This window comes from Vibrio sp. 1580 (assembly GCF_033340055.1).
The window spans coordinates 94485-109476 of record NZ_JAWOVT010000006.1; the positions used below are offsets into that span (position 1 = coordinate 94485).

General features: G+C 45.4%; 29 protein-coding genes. 2 read left to right on the forward strand and 27 right to left on the reverse strand.

The genetic code is table 11. The features are described from left to right. Positions 1 to 70: 70 nt before the first annotated feature. Positions 71 to 667, reverse strand: coding sequence for a LysM-like peptidoglycan-binding domain-containing protein (locus R7093_RS11355; RefSeq protein ID WP_017820296.1), 597 nt, complete (start codon positions 665 to 667; stop codon positions 71 to 73). A gap of 232 nt (positions 668 to 899) precedes the next feature. On the opposite strand from R7093_RS11355, the gene R7093_RS11360 reads away from it, so the two are divergent. Both R7093_RS11360 and R7093_RS11365 read left to right on the forward strand, forming a co-directional pair. Continuing rightward, the gene (locus tag R7093_RS11360) at positions 900 to 1520 is read left to right on the forward strand and encodes an FKBP-type peptidyl-prolyl cis-trans isomerase (protein WP_005383137.1); all 621 of its coding nucleotides are present in this window, start codon (positions 900 to 902) and stop codon (positions 1518 to 1520) included. Positions 1521 to 1673: 153 nt separating this feature from the next. After that, positions 1674 to 2153, forward strand: coding sequence for a DUF2780 domain-containing protein (locus R7093_RS11365; protein ID WP_017820297.1), 480 nt, complete (start codon positions 1674 to 1676; stop codon positions 2151 to 2153). Between the two features lie 135 nt (positions 2154 to 2288). Here R7093_RS11365 and rplQ read toward each other — a convergent pair whose 3' ends face one another. The 26 genes from rplQ to rplD all read right to left on the reverse strand — a co-directional run bounded on the left by rplQ (position 2289) and on the right by rplD (position 14975). Continuing rightward, positions 2289 to 2669, reverse strand: a complete 381-nt coding sequence (gene rplQ, locus R7093_RS11370; RefSeq protein WP_005383141.1) for a 50S ribosomal protein L17 — start codon at positions 2667 to 2669, stop codon at positions 2289 to 2291. 26 nt (positions 2670 to 2695) lie between these two features. Further along, positions 2696 to 3688, reverse strand: a complete 993-nt coding sequence (locus tag R7093_RS11375) for a DNA-directed RNA polymerase subunit alpha (protein WP_005383143.1) — start codon at positions 3686 to 3688, stop codon at positions 2696 to 2698. Positions 3689 to 3712: 24 nt separating this feature from the next. After that, positions 3713 to 4333: a 30S ribosomal protein S4 gene (rpsD, locus tag R7093_RS11380; RefSeq protein WP_005383146.1), complete on the reverse strand. Its 621-nt coding sequence runs from the start codon at positions 4331 to 4333 to the stop codon at positions 3713 to 3715. Between the two features lie 27 nt (positions 4334 to 4360). Next, positions 4361 to 4750: a 30S ribosomal protein S11 gene (rpsK, locus tag R7093_RS11385; RefSeq protein WP_001118870.1), complete on the reverse strand. Its 390-nt coding sequence runs from the start codon at positions 4748 to 4750 to the stop codon at positions 4361 to 4363. Positions 4751 to 4768: 18 nt separating this feature from the next. Continuing rightward, positions 4769 to 5125: a 30S ribosomal protein S13 gene (gene rpsM, locus R7093_RS11390; protein ID WP_005383154.1), complete on the reverse strand. Its 357-nt coding sequence runs from the start codon at positions 5123 to 5125 to the stop codon at positions 4769 to 4771. 149 nt (positions 5126 to 5274) lie between these two features. Further along, on the reverse strand, positions 5275 to 5388 hold the full coding sequence (gene rpmJ / locus R7093_RS11395; RefSeq protein WP_000868186.1) for a 50S ribosomal protein L36: 114 nt from the start codon (positions 5386 to 5388) through the stop codon (positions 5275 to 5277). A gap of 38 nt (positions 5389 to 5426) precedes the next feature. Next, the gene (gene secY, locus R7093_RS11400) at positions 5427 to 6761 is read right to left on the reverse strand and encodes a preprotein translocase subunit SecY (RefSeq protein WP_005379562.1); all 1335 of its coding nucleotides are present in this window, start codon (positions 6759 to 6761) and stop codon (positions 5427 to 5429) included. Positions 6762 to 6781: 20 nt separating this feature from the next. Then, the gene (rplO, locus tag R7093_RS11405; RefSeq protein WP_005383155.1) at positions 6782 to 7216 is read right to left on the reverse strand and encodes a 50S ribosomal protein L15; all 435 of its coding nucleotides are present in this window, start codon (positions 7214 to 7216) and stop codon (positions 6782 to 6784) included. 5 nt (positions 7217 to 7221) lie between these two features. Further along, complete coding sequence (rpmD, locus tag R7093_RS11410) at positions 7222 to 7398, reverse strand: 50S ribosomal protein L30 (RefSeq protein WP_005379565.1); 177 nt, start codon at positions 7396 to 7398, stop codon at positions 7222 to 7224. A 7-nt stretch (positions 7399 to 7405) separates the two neighbouring features. Further along, entirely contained in the window at positions 7406 to 7909 is a 504-nt protein-coding gene (rpsE, locus tag R7093_RS11415; protein ID WP_004745894.1) for a 30S ribosomal protein S5, read from the reverse strand. Positions 7910 to 7923: 14 nt separating this feature from the next. Then, positions 7924 to 8277 (reverse strand): 50S ribosomal protein L18, encoded by a 354-nt coding sequence (gene rplR, locus R7093_RS11420; protein ID WP_005379568.1) that lies wholly within the window; start codon positions 8275 to 8277, stop codon positions 7924 to 7926. 9 nt (positions 8278 to 8286) lie between these two features. Continuing rightward, complete coding sequence (gene rplF, locus R7093_RS11425; protein WP_005379570.1) at positions 8287 to 8820, reverse strand: 50S ribosomal protein L6; 534 nt, start codon at positions 8818 to 8820, stop codon at positions 8287 to 8289. A gap of 13 nt (positions 8821 to 8833) precedes the next feature. Further along, positions 8834 to 9226: a 30S ribosomal protein S8 gene (rpsH, locus tag R7093_RS11430; protein WP_005379572.1), complete on the reverse strand. Its 393-nt coding sequence runs from the start codon at positions 9224 to 9226 to the stop codon at positions 8834 to 8836. 29 nt (positions 9227 to 9255) lie between these two features. Continuing rightward, positions 9256 to 9561 (reverse strand): 30S ribosomal protein S14, encoded by a 306-nt coding sequence (rpsN, locus tag R7093_RS11435; RefSeq protein ID WP_004410442.1) that lies wholly within the window; start codon positions 9559 to 9561, stop codon positions 9256 to 9258. A gap of 17 nt (positions 9562 to 9578) precedes the next feature. Next, on the reverse strand, positions 9579 to 10118 hold the full coding sequence (gene rplE, locus R7093_RS11440) for a 50S ribosomal protein L5 (protein ID WP_005379573.1): 540 nt from the start codon (positions 10116 to 10118) through the stop codon (positions 9579 to 9581). A gap of 23 nt (positions 10119 to 10141) precedes the next feature. After that, entirely contained in the window at positions 10142 to 10459 is a 318-nt protein-coding gene (gene rplX / locus R7093_RS11445) for a 50S ribosomal protein L24 (protein WP_005379574.1), read from the reverse strand. Between the two features lie 13 nt (positions 10460 to 10472). Then, positions 10473 to 10844, reverse strand: a complete 372-nt coding sequence (gene rplN, locus R7093_RS11450; protein ID WP_004410450.1) for a 50S ribosomal protein L14 — start codon at positions 10842 to 10844, stop codon at positions 10473 to 10475. A gap of 162 nt (positions 10845 to 11006) precedes the next feature. Next, entirely contained in the window at positions 11007 to 11261 is a 255-nt protein-coding gene (rpsQ, locus tag R7093_RS11455) for a 30S ribosomal protein S17 (RefSeq protein ID WP_005379575.1), read from the reverse strand. Further along, complete coding sequence (gene rpmC, locus R7093_RS11460) at positions 11261 to 11452, reverse strand: 50S ribosomal protein L29 (protein WP_005379576.1); 192 nt, start codon at positions 11450 to 11452, stop codon at positions 11261 to 11263. The genes rpsQ and rpmC overlap by 1 nt, the downstream gene beginning before the upstream one ends. Further along, a complete protein-coding gene (rplP, locus tag R7093_RS11465; protein WP_005379577.1) occupies positions 11452 to 11862 on the reverse strand; it encodes a 50S ribosomal protein L16 in 411 nt (136 codons plus the stop codon). Before rplP ends, rpmC begins: the two co-directional genes overlap by 1 nt. Positions 11863 to 11873: 11 nt before the next feature. Then, the gene (gene rpsC / locus R7093_RS11470; protein WP_005383161.1) at positions 11874 to 12572 is read right to left on the reverse strand and encodes a 30S ribosomal protein S3; all 699 of its coding nucleotides are present in this window, start codon (positions 12570 to 12572) and stop codon (positions 11874 to 11876) included. An 18-nt stretch (positions 12573 to 12590) separates the two neighbouring features. Beyond that, positions 12591 to 12923: a 50S ribosomal protein L22 gene (gene rplV, locus R7093_RS11475; protein WP_005383164.1), complete on the reverse strand. Its 333-nt coding sequence runs from the start codon at positions 12921 to 12923 to the stop codon at positions 12591 to 12593. Positions 12924 to 12933: 10 nt separating this feature from the next. After that, the gene (gene rpsS / locus R7093_RS11480) at positions 12934 to 13212 is read right to left on the reverse strand and encodes a 30S ribosomal protein S19 (RefSeq protein ID WP_004394525.1); all 279 of its coding nucleotides are present in this window, start codon (positions 13210 to 13212) and stop codon (positions 12934 to 12936) included. Positions 13213 to 13233: 21 nt separating this feature from the next. Next, entirely contained in the window at positions 13234 to 14058 is an 825-nt protein-coding gene (gene rplB / locus R7093_RS11485) for a 50S ribosomal protein L2 (RefSeq protein WP_005383168.1), read from the reverse strand. Positions 14059 to 14073: 15 nt separating this feature from the next. Further along, positions 14074 to 14376 carry a 50S ribosomal protein L23 gene (rplW, locus tag R7093_RS11490; protein ID WP_004398471.1) on the reverse strand — a complete coding sequence of 101 codons (303 nt, stop codon included), beginning with the start codon at positions 14374 to 14376 and terminating at the stop codon, positions 14074 to 14076. Next, entirely contained in the window at positions 14373 to 14975 is a 603-nt protein-coding gene (rplD, locus tag R7093_RS11495) for a 50S ribosomal protein L4 (protein WP_005379556.1), read from the reverse strand. Before rplD ends, rplW begins: the two co-directional genes overlap by 4 nt. Positions 14976 to 14992 lie beyond the last annotated feature (17 nt).

The window sequence follows — 14992 nt, forward strand, 5'->3', positions numbered from 1 at the left end:
ATGAAAACTAATCGAATTAAAAAACTAACTAAAAAGACGCGATATATTCGCGTCTTTTCATTTGAAGCGTTTACTTGTTACGCCCAAAGGTCCCATCCGACAAACGGAAAAACATAACGGACCGCCCGCTTTTTTCCAGCTGTAGCATATCTAACTCGCCTTCGTCACTAAGCTTAAAGCGAATCAACTGTCCCTGCTTTATTTGGCTTAGCGGCTTATCACTGCCTTCTATTTTGACCAGAGCGCTAAGATCCGCCATAGAGAGCTGATTACTTCTGAAAACCTGCGCTAATGTATCACCATTTTTAACCGTGTACTCTTTCCAATCTTCAGATTTCGGTCCAGAGTTCTGAGAGGTTCTCTGCTGGCTTAAACTCTGCGCGTTCAGCTCAATCGCTACGCGTTGATGATCGACCTCAGTCTGCTCAACTGGTTGATCTGTTTTATTTGGCAAAGGAATAACAAGGAGTACCAGAATCAATGGCACTAAGACCATCAAAGCACGCTGATGAAATTTAGGCAGACGCAACCAAAACTGCTTAACAGGCTGTATACGCTCCAACCATTGCTCTTTGTTGAACGGCTGCTTCCAGTCGATAGCAGCGAATTTTTGTTTAACCAATTCGACATAGTCGACTTGCTGCTTTTTCTTTCTGCGACGATTCATTGTAATGAGTCCCTTAATACTTCTACGGTCAGTATAAAAATACCGACGCGGAGAGTATATGTTTTTCACCAAACTAAAATGGAATTGGGATTAAATTAGCAGAAATTTCACTTGGAGTAAGAGATAAGTCACAACCTGGCCGCCTCAATTAAGCATTCAGTCGCAATCATTTAAACCTAAGCTCGAAACTGATATCCTGTTACCTTTATCACTCCTAATAAGAGCGACATTCATGTCTGAAATTAAATTTGAAACTGCAGAACAAAAAGCAAGCTACGGCATTGGTCTGCAAATGGGTCAGCAACTTGCAGGCTCTGGTCTTGAAGGTCTTAGCGTTGATGCTATCGCAGCAGGTATTGCAACAGCACTAACTGGTGACATGCCATCAATCGAAATTGATGAAATCAACAAAGCACTACAAGAACTTCACACTCGTGCAGAAACAGCTCGCCAAGAAGCAGCAAAAATTGCGGCAGCAGAAGGCGAAGCGTTCCTAAAAGACAACGCTCTACGACCTGAAGTTAACGTTCTAGACTCTGGTCTTCAGTACGAAATCATTTCTGAAGGTACTGGTGCAGTTCCTACAGCAGAAAGCTCAGTTCGCGTTCACTACCACGGTGAGCTAACTGACGGTACTGTATTCGATAGCTCTGTATCTCGCGGTCAACCTGCTGAATTCCCTGTTACAGGTGTAATCAAAGGTTGGGTAGAGGCACTACAACTAATGCCTGTTGGCTCTAAGTGGAAGCTATACGTACCACAAGATCTTGCGTACGGTGAGCGTGGCGCTGGTGCGGCTATCCCTCCATTTGCAGCTTTAGTTTTCGAAGTAGAACTATTAGATATTATCTAATTGAAACCATTTTCAATTATGATTAAATAAAACGGCGCACTAGCGCCGTTTTTTTGTCTAAACTGAATAGACTTTCTCACCTCTGAACCTTTCACTCTGATAGCCTTTAAAAATAAAATCACTTTTAAAAAACGCTCAACCTTTGGAGGTACTATGCGTAAAACACTCCTAACTCTAGCACTCCTATCAATCAACATTGGTAGTGCGCACGCATTCTTAGATTCAGTCACTCAAAAAAGTAAAGAAAGTGGCCTGATGGACATGGTCGGCAGCAGCTTGAACACCGAGTCGTCTCCATTAACAGACATGCTAACTAGCCAATTACCAGTATCCACTGAGCAAGCAGCCGGAGGCAGTGGTGCACTACTCGCTTTGGCTCAAAGCCAGCTTTCGCAAGAAAATAGTAGTGAGTTACAGTCTTTGATTCCTGGACTTTCAAACTTGCAAGGAGCACAAAGCTTACTAGGAAATATTGAGAATATCAGTGCAGTAAAAAGTGCATTCGATACGTTAGGTTTAGACCCATCTATGATCAGTCAGTTTGCTCCAGTAATCTTGGATTACTTGAACAAGCAAGGCGCTAGCGAAGGGCTTCTAAGTTCGTTGGGCGGGTTGTGGAATACTAGTAAATAAGCGCAAGTGATAGTCACTTTTTAAATTGCCAGTCTGCATGGGTTGAAATAAATGCAGGCTGGATATAAAGGTTTACTGAATTACAGATACAAAAAAGCCGAGCTAATGCTCGGCTTTCTCGTTCTTACGAACTGATTACTCAGCAGCTTCTTCAGCAGCTGGGCGATCTACAAGCTCAATGTAAGCCATTGGAGCTTTATCACCAGCACGGAAGCCAGCTTTTAGGATACGAGTGTAACCGCCCTGACGAGCAGCAAAACGTGGACCTAGTTCGTTAAATAGTTTTGCAACTACTTCGTTGTCACGAGTACGTGCAAATGCTAGACGACGGTTAGCAACACTGTCAGTCTTAGCTAGTGTAATCAAAGGCTCAACTACGCGACGTAGCTCTTTTGCTTTTGGCAAAGTAGTCTTGATAACTTCATGACGTACTAGAGAGCTAGCCATGTTGCTGAACATCGCTTTGCGATGTGAGCTGTTGCGGTTGAGTTGACGACCACTCTTACGATGGCGCATGACCTAATCCTTCTAACTAGTATCGATTAATCTTCAGCGATTGATGCAGGTGGCCAGTTTTCTAGGCGCATGCCCAGAGACAGACCACGTGACGCAAGTACGTCTTTAATCTCAGTAAGAGATTTTTTACCAAGGTTAGGCGTTTTAAGTAGCTCAACCTCAGTACGTTGTACTAGATCACCGATGTAGTGAATCGCTTCTGCTTTCAAACAGTTAGCAGAGCGAACTGTTAGTTCAAGATCGTCTACAGGACGCAGTAGGATCGGATCGAATTCTGGCTTCTCTTCCTTCTCCTCAGGAACTCGTACATCACGAAGATCTACGAATGCATCCAATTGTTCAGCTAGGATTGTAGCTGCACGACGGATTGCTTCCTCAGGTTCTAGAGTACCGTTTGTTTCCATATCGATAACAAGCTTGTCTAGATCAGTACGCTGTTCTACACGAGCTGCTTCTACAGCGTAGGCAATTTTGTCTACTGGGCTGTAAGTAGCATCTACTAGTAGGCGACCGATAGGACGCTCGTCTTCTTCGTTATGGATACGCGCAGAAGCTGGAACATAACCACGACCACGTTCAACTTTGATACGCATTGCGATCTCAGCGTTGTCATCCGTCAGGTGACAAATTACGTGTTCAGGGTTAGCGATCTCTACATCACCATCATGGGTGATGTCACCTGCAACCACAGGGCCCGAGCCTGATTTGTTCAAAGTAATGAACACTTCATCTTTGCCTTCGGCAACGCGCACAGCCAAACCTTTAAGGTTTAGAAGAATTTCAAGAATATCTTCTTGAACGCCTTCTTTCGTGCTGTACTCATGAAGTACGCCTTCAATTTCTACTTCTGTTACAGCACAACCTGGCATAGAAGATAGAAGGATGCGGCGAAGTGCATTACCCAGAGTATGACCAAAGCCACGCTCTAATGGCTCAAGAGTTACTTTTGCGTGAGTCGAGCTGATTTGTTCGATGTCAACTAGACGTGGCTTAAGAAATTCTGTTACAGAACCCTGCATTGTGTCCTCTCTTTAGTTTAAACCTTACTTAGAGTAAAGCTCGACGATCAATTGTTCGTTGATGTCAGCTGATAGATCAGAACGTTCAGGCATACGCTTGAATGTACCTTCCATCTTGCCACCATCTACTTCAATCCAAGTTGGTTTTTCACGTTGTTCAGCAACTTCTAGAGCTGCTTTGATACGAGCTTGCTGTTTAGCTTTCTCGCGAATAGAAACAACGTCATTAGCCGCTACTTTGAAAGAAGGAACGTTTACAACTTTACCGTTTACTAGGATAGCTTTGTGGCTAACTAGCTGACGTGCTTCTGCGCGAGTTGCGCCAAAGCCCATGCGGTAAACTACGTTATCAAGACGACCTTCAAGAAGCTGAAGTAGGTTTTCACCAGTGTTGCCTTTTAGGCGAGCAGCTTCTTTGTAGTAGTTACGGAATTGTTTTTCTAGAACGCCGTACATACGACGTACTTTTTGCTTCTCACGAAGCTGAACGCCATACTCAGATAGACGACCGCGACGAGCGCCGTGTACACCTGGTGCGTTATCAATTTTACACTTGGTATCGATCGCGCGAACACCAGACTTAAGGAATAAGTCAGTGCCTTCACGACGGCTAAGCTTCAGCTTAGGACCCAAATATCTTGCCATGATTCTTCTCCAATTGTCCTAGAAACGTTATACGCGACGTTTCTTAGGTGGACGACAACCGTTATGAGGGATTGGTGTAGCATCAACGATGTTTGTGATGCGGAAACCAGCGGCGTTTAGTGCACGAACAGTAGATTCGCGACCTGGACCAGGACCCTTAACCATAACTTCCAAGTTCTTTAGGCCGTATTCTTTAGCCATTTCAGCACAACGCTCAGCAGCAACCTGTGCAGCGAACGGAGTAGACTTACGAGAACCACGGAAACCAGAACCACCTGCAGTAGCCCATGCAAGAGCGTTACCTTGACGGTCAGTAATGGTTACGATTGTGTTATTGAAAGAAGCATGGATGTGCGCAACGCCATCTGCAACTTGCTTGCGTACGCGCTTACGAGCGCGAGTTGGTTGTTTAGCCATTGTACTCTACCTTCCCGATTATTTCTTGATCGGCTTACGCGGACCCTTACGGGTGCGAGCGTTGGTTTTAGTACGCTGTCCACGTAGTGGTAGACTGCGACGATGACGAAGACCACGGTAACAGCCAAGGTCCATAAGACGCTTGATGTTCATAGATACTTCACGACGTAGATCACCTTCTACAGTGTACTTAGCTACACCATCACGCAGTTGATCGATCTGCTCTTCAGTTAGTTCACTGATCTTAACATTTTCAGCAATACCCACTTCAGCTAGGATAGCTTGAGAGCGAGTTTTACCGATGCCGTAGATCGCTGTTAGAGCGATTACTGCATGTTTCTGATCAGGAATGTTAATGCCTGCTATACGGGCCATTATTCACTCCTAAGTGTTTCTATAAAAGAATTAGCCGCAGCAAAGCCCGTTATGGATACGCTGCGGAATACTACTTCTTTTGCACGCAAAAGGTAGGCCGAGGAATATACTCGACCCAACCTTCATTTTCAAGTAAAAATTTCTGCTAATTAGCCTTGGCGCTGTTTGTGCTTTGGCTCACTGCAAATCACGCGAACGACACCGTTACGCTTGATCACTTTACAGTTACGGCAGATTTTTTTAACGGAAGCACGAACTTTCATTGCTAAACTCCGTAAATGAAACTGAGTCTACCGCCGGATTAACGGCCGTAGCCTTTCAGATTCGCTTTCTTCAACACAGAATCATACTGTTGAGACATCAGATGAGTCTGTACCTGTGCCATAAAGTCCATAATTACAACAACTACGATTAGTAGCGATGTACCGCCGAAGTAGAAACGTACGTTCCACGCGACCATCATGAACTCGGGAATCAGACAGATAAAGGTAATGTACAGTGCACCAGCAAGGGTTAAACGTGTCATTACTTTATCAATGTATTTCGCTGTCTGCTCACCTGGGCGGATACCGGGTACGAATGCACCAGACTTCTTCAAGTTATCTGCTGTTTCACGCGGGTTGAAAACCAACGCCGTGTAGAAGAAACAGAAGAAGATAATTGCTGCTGCATAAAGCATTACATACAACGGTTGACCAGGGCTAAGAGCCAAAGACACGTCAGTTAACCAACCGAACGCGCTGCTCTCACCGTTTTGACCAAACCACTGAGCCAATGTTCCTGGGAACAAGATAATACTTGATGCAAAAATCGCTGGAATTACACCTGCCATGTTAATTTTAAGAGGCAAGTGCGAGCTTTGCGCAGCAAACACTTTACGACCCTGTTGACGTTTCGCATAGTTAACGACGATTCGGCGTTGACCACGTTCCATGAAAACAACGAAGTAAATTACTGCAAAAGCTAATACCGCGATTAGCAACAGAAGAAGTACATGCAATTCACCTTGACGCGCTTGCTCGATTGTTTGACCGATTGCAGAAGGCAATCCAGCAACAATACCTGCAAAAATCAGTATCGAAATACCGTTACCAATTCCGCGCTCTGTAATTTGTTCACCTAACCACATCAAGAACATGGTACCGGTTACTAAACTTACGGTAGCAATTAGCGTAAACATGGTTTGGTTGATAACAACCAGATTGTCGACCATGTTTGGTAGGCCAGTTGCAATACCTATAGCTTGGAAGGTTGCAAGTACAAGCGTGCCGTAGCGTGTGTATTGGCTTATCTTACGACGGCCTGCTTCACCCTCTTTTTTGAGTTCAGCTAACGCTGGATGAACTACAGTTAGCAATTGGACAACAATAGATGCCGAAATATACGGCATGATGCCCAATGCTAATATAGATGCACGCTCAAGAGCACCACCGGAGAACATGTTAAACATTTCAACGATGGTACCTTTTTGCTGTTCGAACAAATCGGCAAGTACAGCAGCGTCAATACCAGGAATCGGCACAAAAGAGCCGGCTCGGAATACTAAAAGTGCACCAATTACGAATAACAAGCGCGACTTTAGTTCACTTAAGCCGCTCTGAGCACTACGAAAATCTTGTCCTGGTTTCTTAGCCATCTGTACCTCGTTCCTCGAGATTATTCCTCGATTTTACCGCCTGCAGCTTCGATTGCAGCTTTAGCGCCTTTAGTCACACGTAGACCTTTAACAGTCACTGCTTTGTTGATTTCACCAGAAAGAACAACTTTTACAAATTCGATGTTCTTAGTGATGATGTTAGCAGCTTTAAGACTGTTTAGATCAACTACGTCACCAGAAACTTTCGCTAGCTCAGCTAGACGAACTTCAGCAGACACTAGGCTCTTACGAGAAGTGAAACCGAATTTTGGTAGACGTTGTTTCAGAGGCATCTGACCGCCTTCGAAACCTGGACGAACACTGCCGCCAGAACGTGATTTTTGACCTTTGTGACCACGGCCACCAGTTTTACCTAGGCCTGAACCGATACCACGACCTACTCGCTTCGCAGAAGTTTTCGCGCCAGCAGCCGGTGCTAGAGTATTCAAACGCATTCTGATTACTCCTCAACTTTAACCATGTAGTAAACCTTGTTGATCATACCGCGAATACACGGAGTATCTTCAAGTTCTACTGTGTGGTTGATTTTACGAAGACCTAGACCGCGCAAAGTAGCTTTGTGCTTTGGCAGACGACCAATTGAGCTTTTAGTTTGAGTTACTTTAATAGTTGCCATGGTGTTCTTACTCCGAAATAGATTCAACAGTTAGACCACGTTTAGCAGCAACCATTTCTGGTGACTTCATGCTACCTAGTGCATCGATCGTTGCACGAACGATGTTGATAGGGTTCGTAGAACCGTACGCTTTAGATAGTACGTTGTGTACACCAGCAACTTCTAGTACTGCACGCATCGCACCACCTGCGATAACACCAGTACCTTCTGCAGCAGGCTGCATGTAAACTTTAGAGCCCGAATGGCGACCTTTCACTGGGTGGTGAAGAGTGCCTTCGTTTAAAGCGATCGTAGTCATGTTACGACGCGCTTTTTCCATTGCTTTTTGAATCGCTGCAGGTACTTCACGAGCTTTGCCGTAACCGAAACCTACACGACCGTTACCGTCACCAACTACTGTTAGTGCAGTGAAGCTCATGATTCGACCACCTTTAACCGTTTTAGAAACACGGTTAACTGCGATTAGCTTTTCTTGCAAATCATTCGCTTGAACTTGTTGTTCTTTAGCCATCTTCCAACCCTACCTTAGAATTTCAGACCAGCTTCGCGAGCAGATTCTGCTAGCGCCGCTACTCGACCGTGGTATTGGAAACCAGAACGATCAAATGCAACTGCAGTTACGCCCTTCTCTAGAGCGCGCTCAGCAATAGCTTTACCCACTGCTTTAGCTGCATCAACGTTACCAGTGTATTTCACTTGCTCACGGATCGCTTTTTCTACAGTAGAAGCTGCTGCGATAACCTCAGAGCCGTTAGCCGCGATAACCTGTGCGTACACGTGACGAGGAGTACGGTGTACAACTAGGCGAGTCGCACCCAGTTCTGCAATCTTACGACGTGCACGTGTAGCACGACGGATGCGAGATGCTTTCTTATCCATAGTGTTACCTTACTTCTTCTTAGCTTCTTTAGTACGCACATTTTCATCTGCGTAACGAACACCTTTGCCTTTGTATGGCTCAGGCTCACGGTAAGAACGAATGTCAGCCGCAACTTGACCAACTAGTTGCTTGTCAGCACCAGTGATCACGATTTCAGTTTGGCTTGGACATTCAGCTTTAATACCCGCTGGCAACTCGTGCTCAACTGGGTGTGAGAAGCCTAGTGTTAGACCTACAGCGTTGCCTTTGATAGCAGCACGGTAACCTACACCTTTAAGAGTTAGCTTCTTAGTAAAGCCTTCAGTAACACCAACAACCATGTTGTTAACTAGAGCGCGAGCAGTACCTGCTTGAGCCCATGCGTTAGCAACACCTTCTTTAGGACCGAAAGTCAGGTTATTTTCTTCCTGAGCGATTACAACTGCGTTGTTAAGAACGCGAGTTAGTTCGCCTTTCGCACCTTTTACAGTGATTTCTTGGCCGTTTAGTTTCACCTCTACGCCAGCTGGAATAGCGACAGGTGCTTTTGCAACACGAGACATAGTCTACTCCTTATTAAGCTACGTAAGCGATGATTTCACCACCAAGACCTGCTTTACGTGCAGCGCGGTCTGACATAAGACCCTTGGAAGTAGAAACGATAGCAATACCAAGACCACCCATTACTGAAGGAAGTTCATCTTTCTTCTTGTAAACACGTAGACCTGGACGAGAAACACGTTTAAGTTGCTCGATTACTGGTTTAGCTTGGAAGTACTTAAGTGTAACTTCTAGCTCAGGTTTTGCTTCGCCTTCAACAGCGAAGTCAACGATGTAACCTTCAGCTTTTAGTAGTGCAGCAATTGCAACTTTAAGCTTTGAAGAAGGCATTTTTACAGCAACTTTGTTTGCTGCCTGACCGTTACGAACGCGGGTCAGCATATCCGAAATCGGATCTTGCATGCTCATATGATTTACTCCAAATGATTAAGTGGCAATTACCAGCTAGCCTTACGAAGACCCGGAATCTCGCCTTTCATGCAAGCTTCACGAACCTTAATACGGCTTAGACCGAACTTACGTAGGTAACCGTGTGGACGACCAGTTTGGTTGCAACGGTTGCGCTGACGTGATGCACTTGAATCACGTGGAAGAGATTGCAGTGTAAGAACCGCGTTCCAACGATCTTCTTCAGATGCGTTTACATCGCTGATGATAGCTTTTAGCGCTGCACGCTTTTCAGCGAACTTAGCTACTAGCTTCGCACGTTTTGCTTCACGTGCTTTCATTGAATTTTTAGCCATAACAGTAACCCTTCACCTTACTTACGGAATGGGAAGTTAAAGGCAGCCAGCAGAGCACGGCCTTCCTCATCAGTACCAGCAGACGTCGTAATAGTGATGTCTAGACCGCGTACTCGATCAACTTTATCAAAGTCGATTTCCGGGAAGATGATTTGCTCGCGAACGCCCATGCTGTAGTTACCGCGACCGTCAAAAGACTTAGCGCTAACACCACGGAAGTCACGTACACGTGGAAGAGCGATGTTAATTAAACGCTCAAGAAAATCCCACATACGTTCGCCACGCAAGGTTACTTTACAACCGATAGGGTAGCCTTCACGGATTTTGAAACCTGCAACAGATTTGCGCGCTTTTGTGATAAGTGGCTTTTGACCAGAGATCGTTGCCATATCAGACGCTGCATTTTCTAGCAGTTTCTTATCGTTGATTGCTTCACCAACACCCATGTTTAGGGTGATTTTCTCGATTCTAGGGACTTGCATGACGCTTGTGTAACCGAACTGTTTGGTCAGTTCAGCGACTACAGACGACTTGTAGTAATCATGCAGTTTCGCCATAGTAGAACTCCAAATTACTTCTATTAGTTAGAAACGGTTTCGCCGTTAGACTTGAAGAAACGAACTTTTTTGCCGTCTTCAAAACGGAAACCGATACGGTCAGCTTTACCAGTAGCTGCGTTAAAGATAGCCACGTTAGAAACGTCGATAGCTGCTTCTTGCTCTACGATACCGCCTTGGATACCCATAGCTGGAACAGGTTTCTGATGTTTCTTAACTAGGTTGATACCTTCAACGATAACTTTACCAGTTGCTAGAACCTTAGTTACTTTACCTTTCTTGCCTTTGTCTTTACCAGCAAGAACGATTACTTCGTCATTACGACGGATTTTAGCTGCCATTTCTACGTGCTCCTTACAGAACTTCTGGAGCCAGTGAAACGATCTTCATGAACTTATCGCCACGAAGTTCGCGTGTCACAGGACCAAAGATACGTGTACCGATTGGTTGCTCAGTATTGTCGTTTAGCAATACGCAAGCATTTCGGTCGAAGCGAATGACAGAACCGTCAGGACGACGTACGCCTTTACGGGTGCGCACTACCACCGCCTTCAGAACATCACCTTTTTTAACTTTACCGCGAGGGATTGCTTCCTTCACAGTAACTTTGATGACGTCACCGATATGTGCATAACGGCGGTGAGAGCCACCCAGAACCTTAATACACATTACGCTGCGTGCGCCTGAGTTATCAGCTGCGTCCAGCATACTTTGCATTTGGATCATGTTAGTGCTCCGCTAAATATTAATAACTAGACCCATCACGGGTCGGGCTGCCTCTTTAAAAGGGACGCGAATTGTACCACCCTTTTTTGTGATTGGGTAGTCAAAAAATAAACGGCTCCAAAAATATTTTGGAGCCGCTTTAGTTTCATAGAATTAACGAAATTAAATCTTCGCCTTTTCTAGAACTTTTACCAAAGTCCAAGACTTAGTCTTAGACAGTGGACGACACTCTGCGATTTCAACTGTGTCGCCTAGGCCACACTCGTTGTTCTCGTCATGTGCGTGTACTTTAGTCGTACGTTTTACGTATTTACCATAGATTGGGTGTTTTACGAAACGTTCGATAGCAACAGTGATAGACTTGTCCATCTTGTCGCTAACAACACGACCTTGTTGAGTACGTTTTACTTCGCTCATTATGCGCCTGCCTTCTCAGTCAAAACAGTTTTCACACGTGCGATATCACGGCGTACAGCTTTCAGAGTATGAGTTTGCTGTAGTTGACCAGTCGCAGCTTGCATGCGCAAGTTGAACTGTTCGCGTAGCAAATTCATTAGCTCAGCGTTAAGCTCTTCAACGCTTTTCTCGCGTAGATCTTGTGCTTTCATCACATCACCTGCTTAGTTACAAATGTAGTTTTGAAAGGCAGTTTACGTGCCGCAAGACGGAACGCTTCACGTGCCAATTCTTCAGGTACACCACCCATTTCGTACATAACCTTACCAGGTTGGATTTGGGCTACCCAGTACTCAACGTTACCTTTACCCTTACCTTGACGAACTTCAAGTGGTTTTTCTGTGATTGGTTTGTCTGGGAACACACGGATCCAGATTTTACCTTGACGCTTAACGTGACGTGTCATTGCACGACGTGCCGCTTCGATTTGACGAGCAGTTAGACGACCACGGCCAACAGCTTTAAGACCGAATTCGCCGAAGCTTACATCAGTACCTTTAGCTAGACCACGGTTACGACCAGTCTGAACCTTACGGAACTTAGTACGTTTAGGTTGTAGCATCTGTCGACTCCTTACTTACGGCCTTTACGCTGCTTCTTAGGCTTGTCGCCTTTAGGCTCTACAGCGTTAGCTGCTGGCATACCACCTAGGATTTCACCTTTGAAGATCCAAGTTTTAATGCCGATCACACCGTATTGAGTGTGAGCCGAAGAAGTTGCGTAATCAATGTCAGCACGTAGAGTGTGTAGAGGCACACGGCCTTCACGGTACCACTCTGAACGTGCGATTTCAGCGCCGCCTAGACGACCGCTTACTTCCACTTTGATACCTTTAGCGCCTAGGCGCATAGCGTTTTGTACTGCGCGCTTCATAGCACGACGGAACATAACACGACGCTCTAGCTGAGACGCGATGCTGTCACCAACAAGTTGCGCATCTAGTTCAGGCTTACGTACTTCAGCGATGTTAATTTGCGCTGGTACACCTGCAATTTTAGCTACAGCTGCGCGTAGCTTCTCAACGTCTTCACCTTTCTTACCGATAACAACGCCTGGACGAGCAGTGTGAATAGTCACACGGATGCTCTTAGCAGGACGCTCGATAACGATACGTGATAGAGACGCTTTTTTCAGTTCACTTGTAAGGAACTGACGTACCTTGAAGTCGCCGTCTAGGTTGTCAGCGAAATCTTTGGTGTTAGCAAACCATGTAGCATTCCAAGGCTTAACGATGCCTAGACGAATACCATTTGGATGTACTTTTTGACCCATTGCTTACTCTCCTAGTCTCTAGCGATCTGCTACAACAACAGTGATGTGGCTTGAACGCTTCAAGATACGATCCGCACGACCTTTAGCACGAGGCATAATACGCTTCATGGTTGGGCCTTCATCTACAAAGATTTTTGCGACATTCAGATCGTCAATATCTGCACCTTCGTTGTGCTCCGCGTTAGCGATAGCAGACTCTAGAACTTTCTTAACTAGTGCAGCAGCTTTTTTGTTGCTGAACGTTAGGATTTCTAGAGCTTGGTCAACAGATTTACCACGGATTAGATCCGCAACTAAGCGAGCTTTCTGAGGCGAAATGCGAGCAAAGTTATGTTTAGCAATTGCTTCCATTATCTACTCCTTAGCGCTTCTTAGCTTTCTTATCCGCAGCGTGACCGCGGTAAGTACGTGTTGGTGCGAATTCACCCAGTTTGTGACCGATCATTTCATCAGTTACAAATACTGGTACGTGCTGACGACCATTATGGACAGCGATGGTCAAACCGATCATCGTAGGGATGATCATTGAACGACGGGACCAAGTCTTAATAGGCTTTTTGTCTCCGCTTTCCACCGCTTTCTCTACCTTCTTCAGCAAGTGTAGGTCAATAAAAGGACCTTTCTTGAGAGAACGTGGCATGGCGATTCCTCTTTATATAGATTACTTGTTACGACGACGTACGATGTACTTGTCAGTGCGTTTGTTCTTACGAGTCTTGAAGCCTTTAGTAGGCATACCCCAAGGAGATACTGGGTGACGACCACCAGAAGTACGGCCTTCACCACCACCATGTGGGTGGTCAATCGGGTTCATTACAACACCACGAACCGTTGGACGGATACCGCGATGACGTGATGCACCTGCTTTACCAAGTTCACGTAGCATGTGCTCAGAGTTACCAACTTCACCGATTGTTGCACGGCCTTCAGAAAGAACTTTGCGCATCTCGCCAGAACGTAGACGGATAGTTACGTACGCACCGTCGCGAGCAACGATTTGAGCGTAAGCACCAGCCGAACGAGCTAGCTGACCACCTTTACCAGGCTTAAGTTCAACGTTATGTACTGTTGAACCTACTGGGATATTACGCATTGGTAGAGTGTTACCAGCTTTGATTGGTGCATCAACACCAGACTGAATAACATCACCAGCTACAACACCTTTAGGTGCTAGGATGTAGCGACGCTCGCCGTCTTTGTAAAGAACTAGAGCAATGTTTGCGCTACGGTTTGGATCGTATTCAAGACGCTCAACTGTCGCTGGAATACCATCTTTAGTACGTTTGAAGTCAACTACACGGTAGTGGTGCTTGTGACCACCGCCGATGTGACGTACTGTGATACGACCCTTGTTGTTACGACCACCGTTCTTAGAGTTTTTCTCTAGAAGAGGTGCGTATGGCTTGCCCTTGTGTAGGTCAGCGTTAACAACTTTAACAACGTGACGACGACCAGGGGAAGTCGGCTTACATTTAACAATAGCCATTTTTAACTACTCCTGTTATTCCGCGCCGCCAACGAAGTCAAGATCTTGACCTTCTTTCAAAGTAACGTACGCTTTCTTAACGTCGCTGCGGCGACCTTGGCGTAGACCTTGACGTTTGGTCTTACCCTTAGTGATAAGAGTATTTACAGACTTAACTTCAACTTCAAATAGCTTTTCTACAGCTGCTTTGATCTCTTTTTTAGTCGCATCTTTAGCTACTTTGAAAACGATAGTGTTCGCTTTCTCAGCTGCCATAGTTGCTTTTTCAGAGATGTGCGGTGCACGTAGAACTTTTAGGATACGCTCTTCAGTGATCATGCTAGCATTTCCTCTACTTGCTTAACTGCTTCTGCAGTCATTACAACTTTGTCAAACGCGATTAGAGATACTGGATCGATACCAGCAACATCACGTGCGTCAACTTTGTATAGGTTACGAGCAGCTAGGAATAGATTCTCATCTACTTCGCTAGTCACGATTAGAGCGTCAGTTAGCTCAAGCTCTTTAAGCTTAGCAACTAGCTCTTTAGTCTTTGGTGCTTCAACTGAGAAGTTATCAACAACGATTAGACGCTCTTGACGAACAAGCTCAGAAAGAATGCTCTTCATAGCACCACGGTACATTTTTTTGTTTACTTTTTGGCTGTGATCTTGTGGTTTCGCAGCAAAAGTAACACCACCTGTACGCCAGATTGGGCTACGGATTGTACCAGCACGCGCACGGCCAGTACCTTTTTGACGCCATGGCTTAGCGCCACCGCCAGAAACTTCTGAACGTGTTTTTTGAGCACGAGTACCTTGACGAGCACCTGCTGCGTACGCAACAACTACTTGGTGTACAAGAGCTTCGTTAAACTCACGTCCGAAAGTAGTTTCGGAAACAGTTAGTGCATCGGCACCTTTAACCATTAGTTCCATTACTTACTCCTGAGACG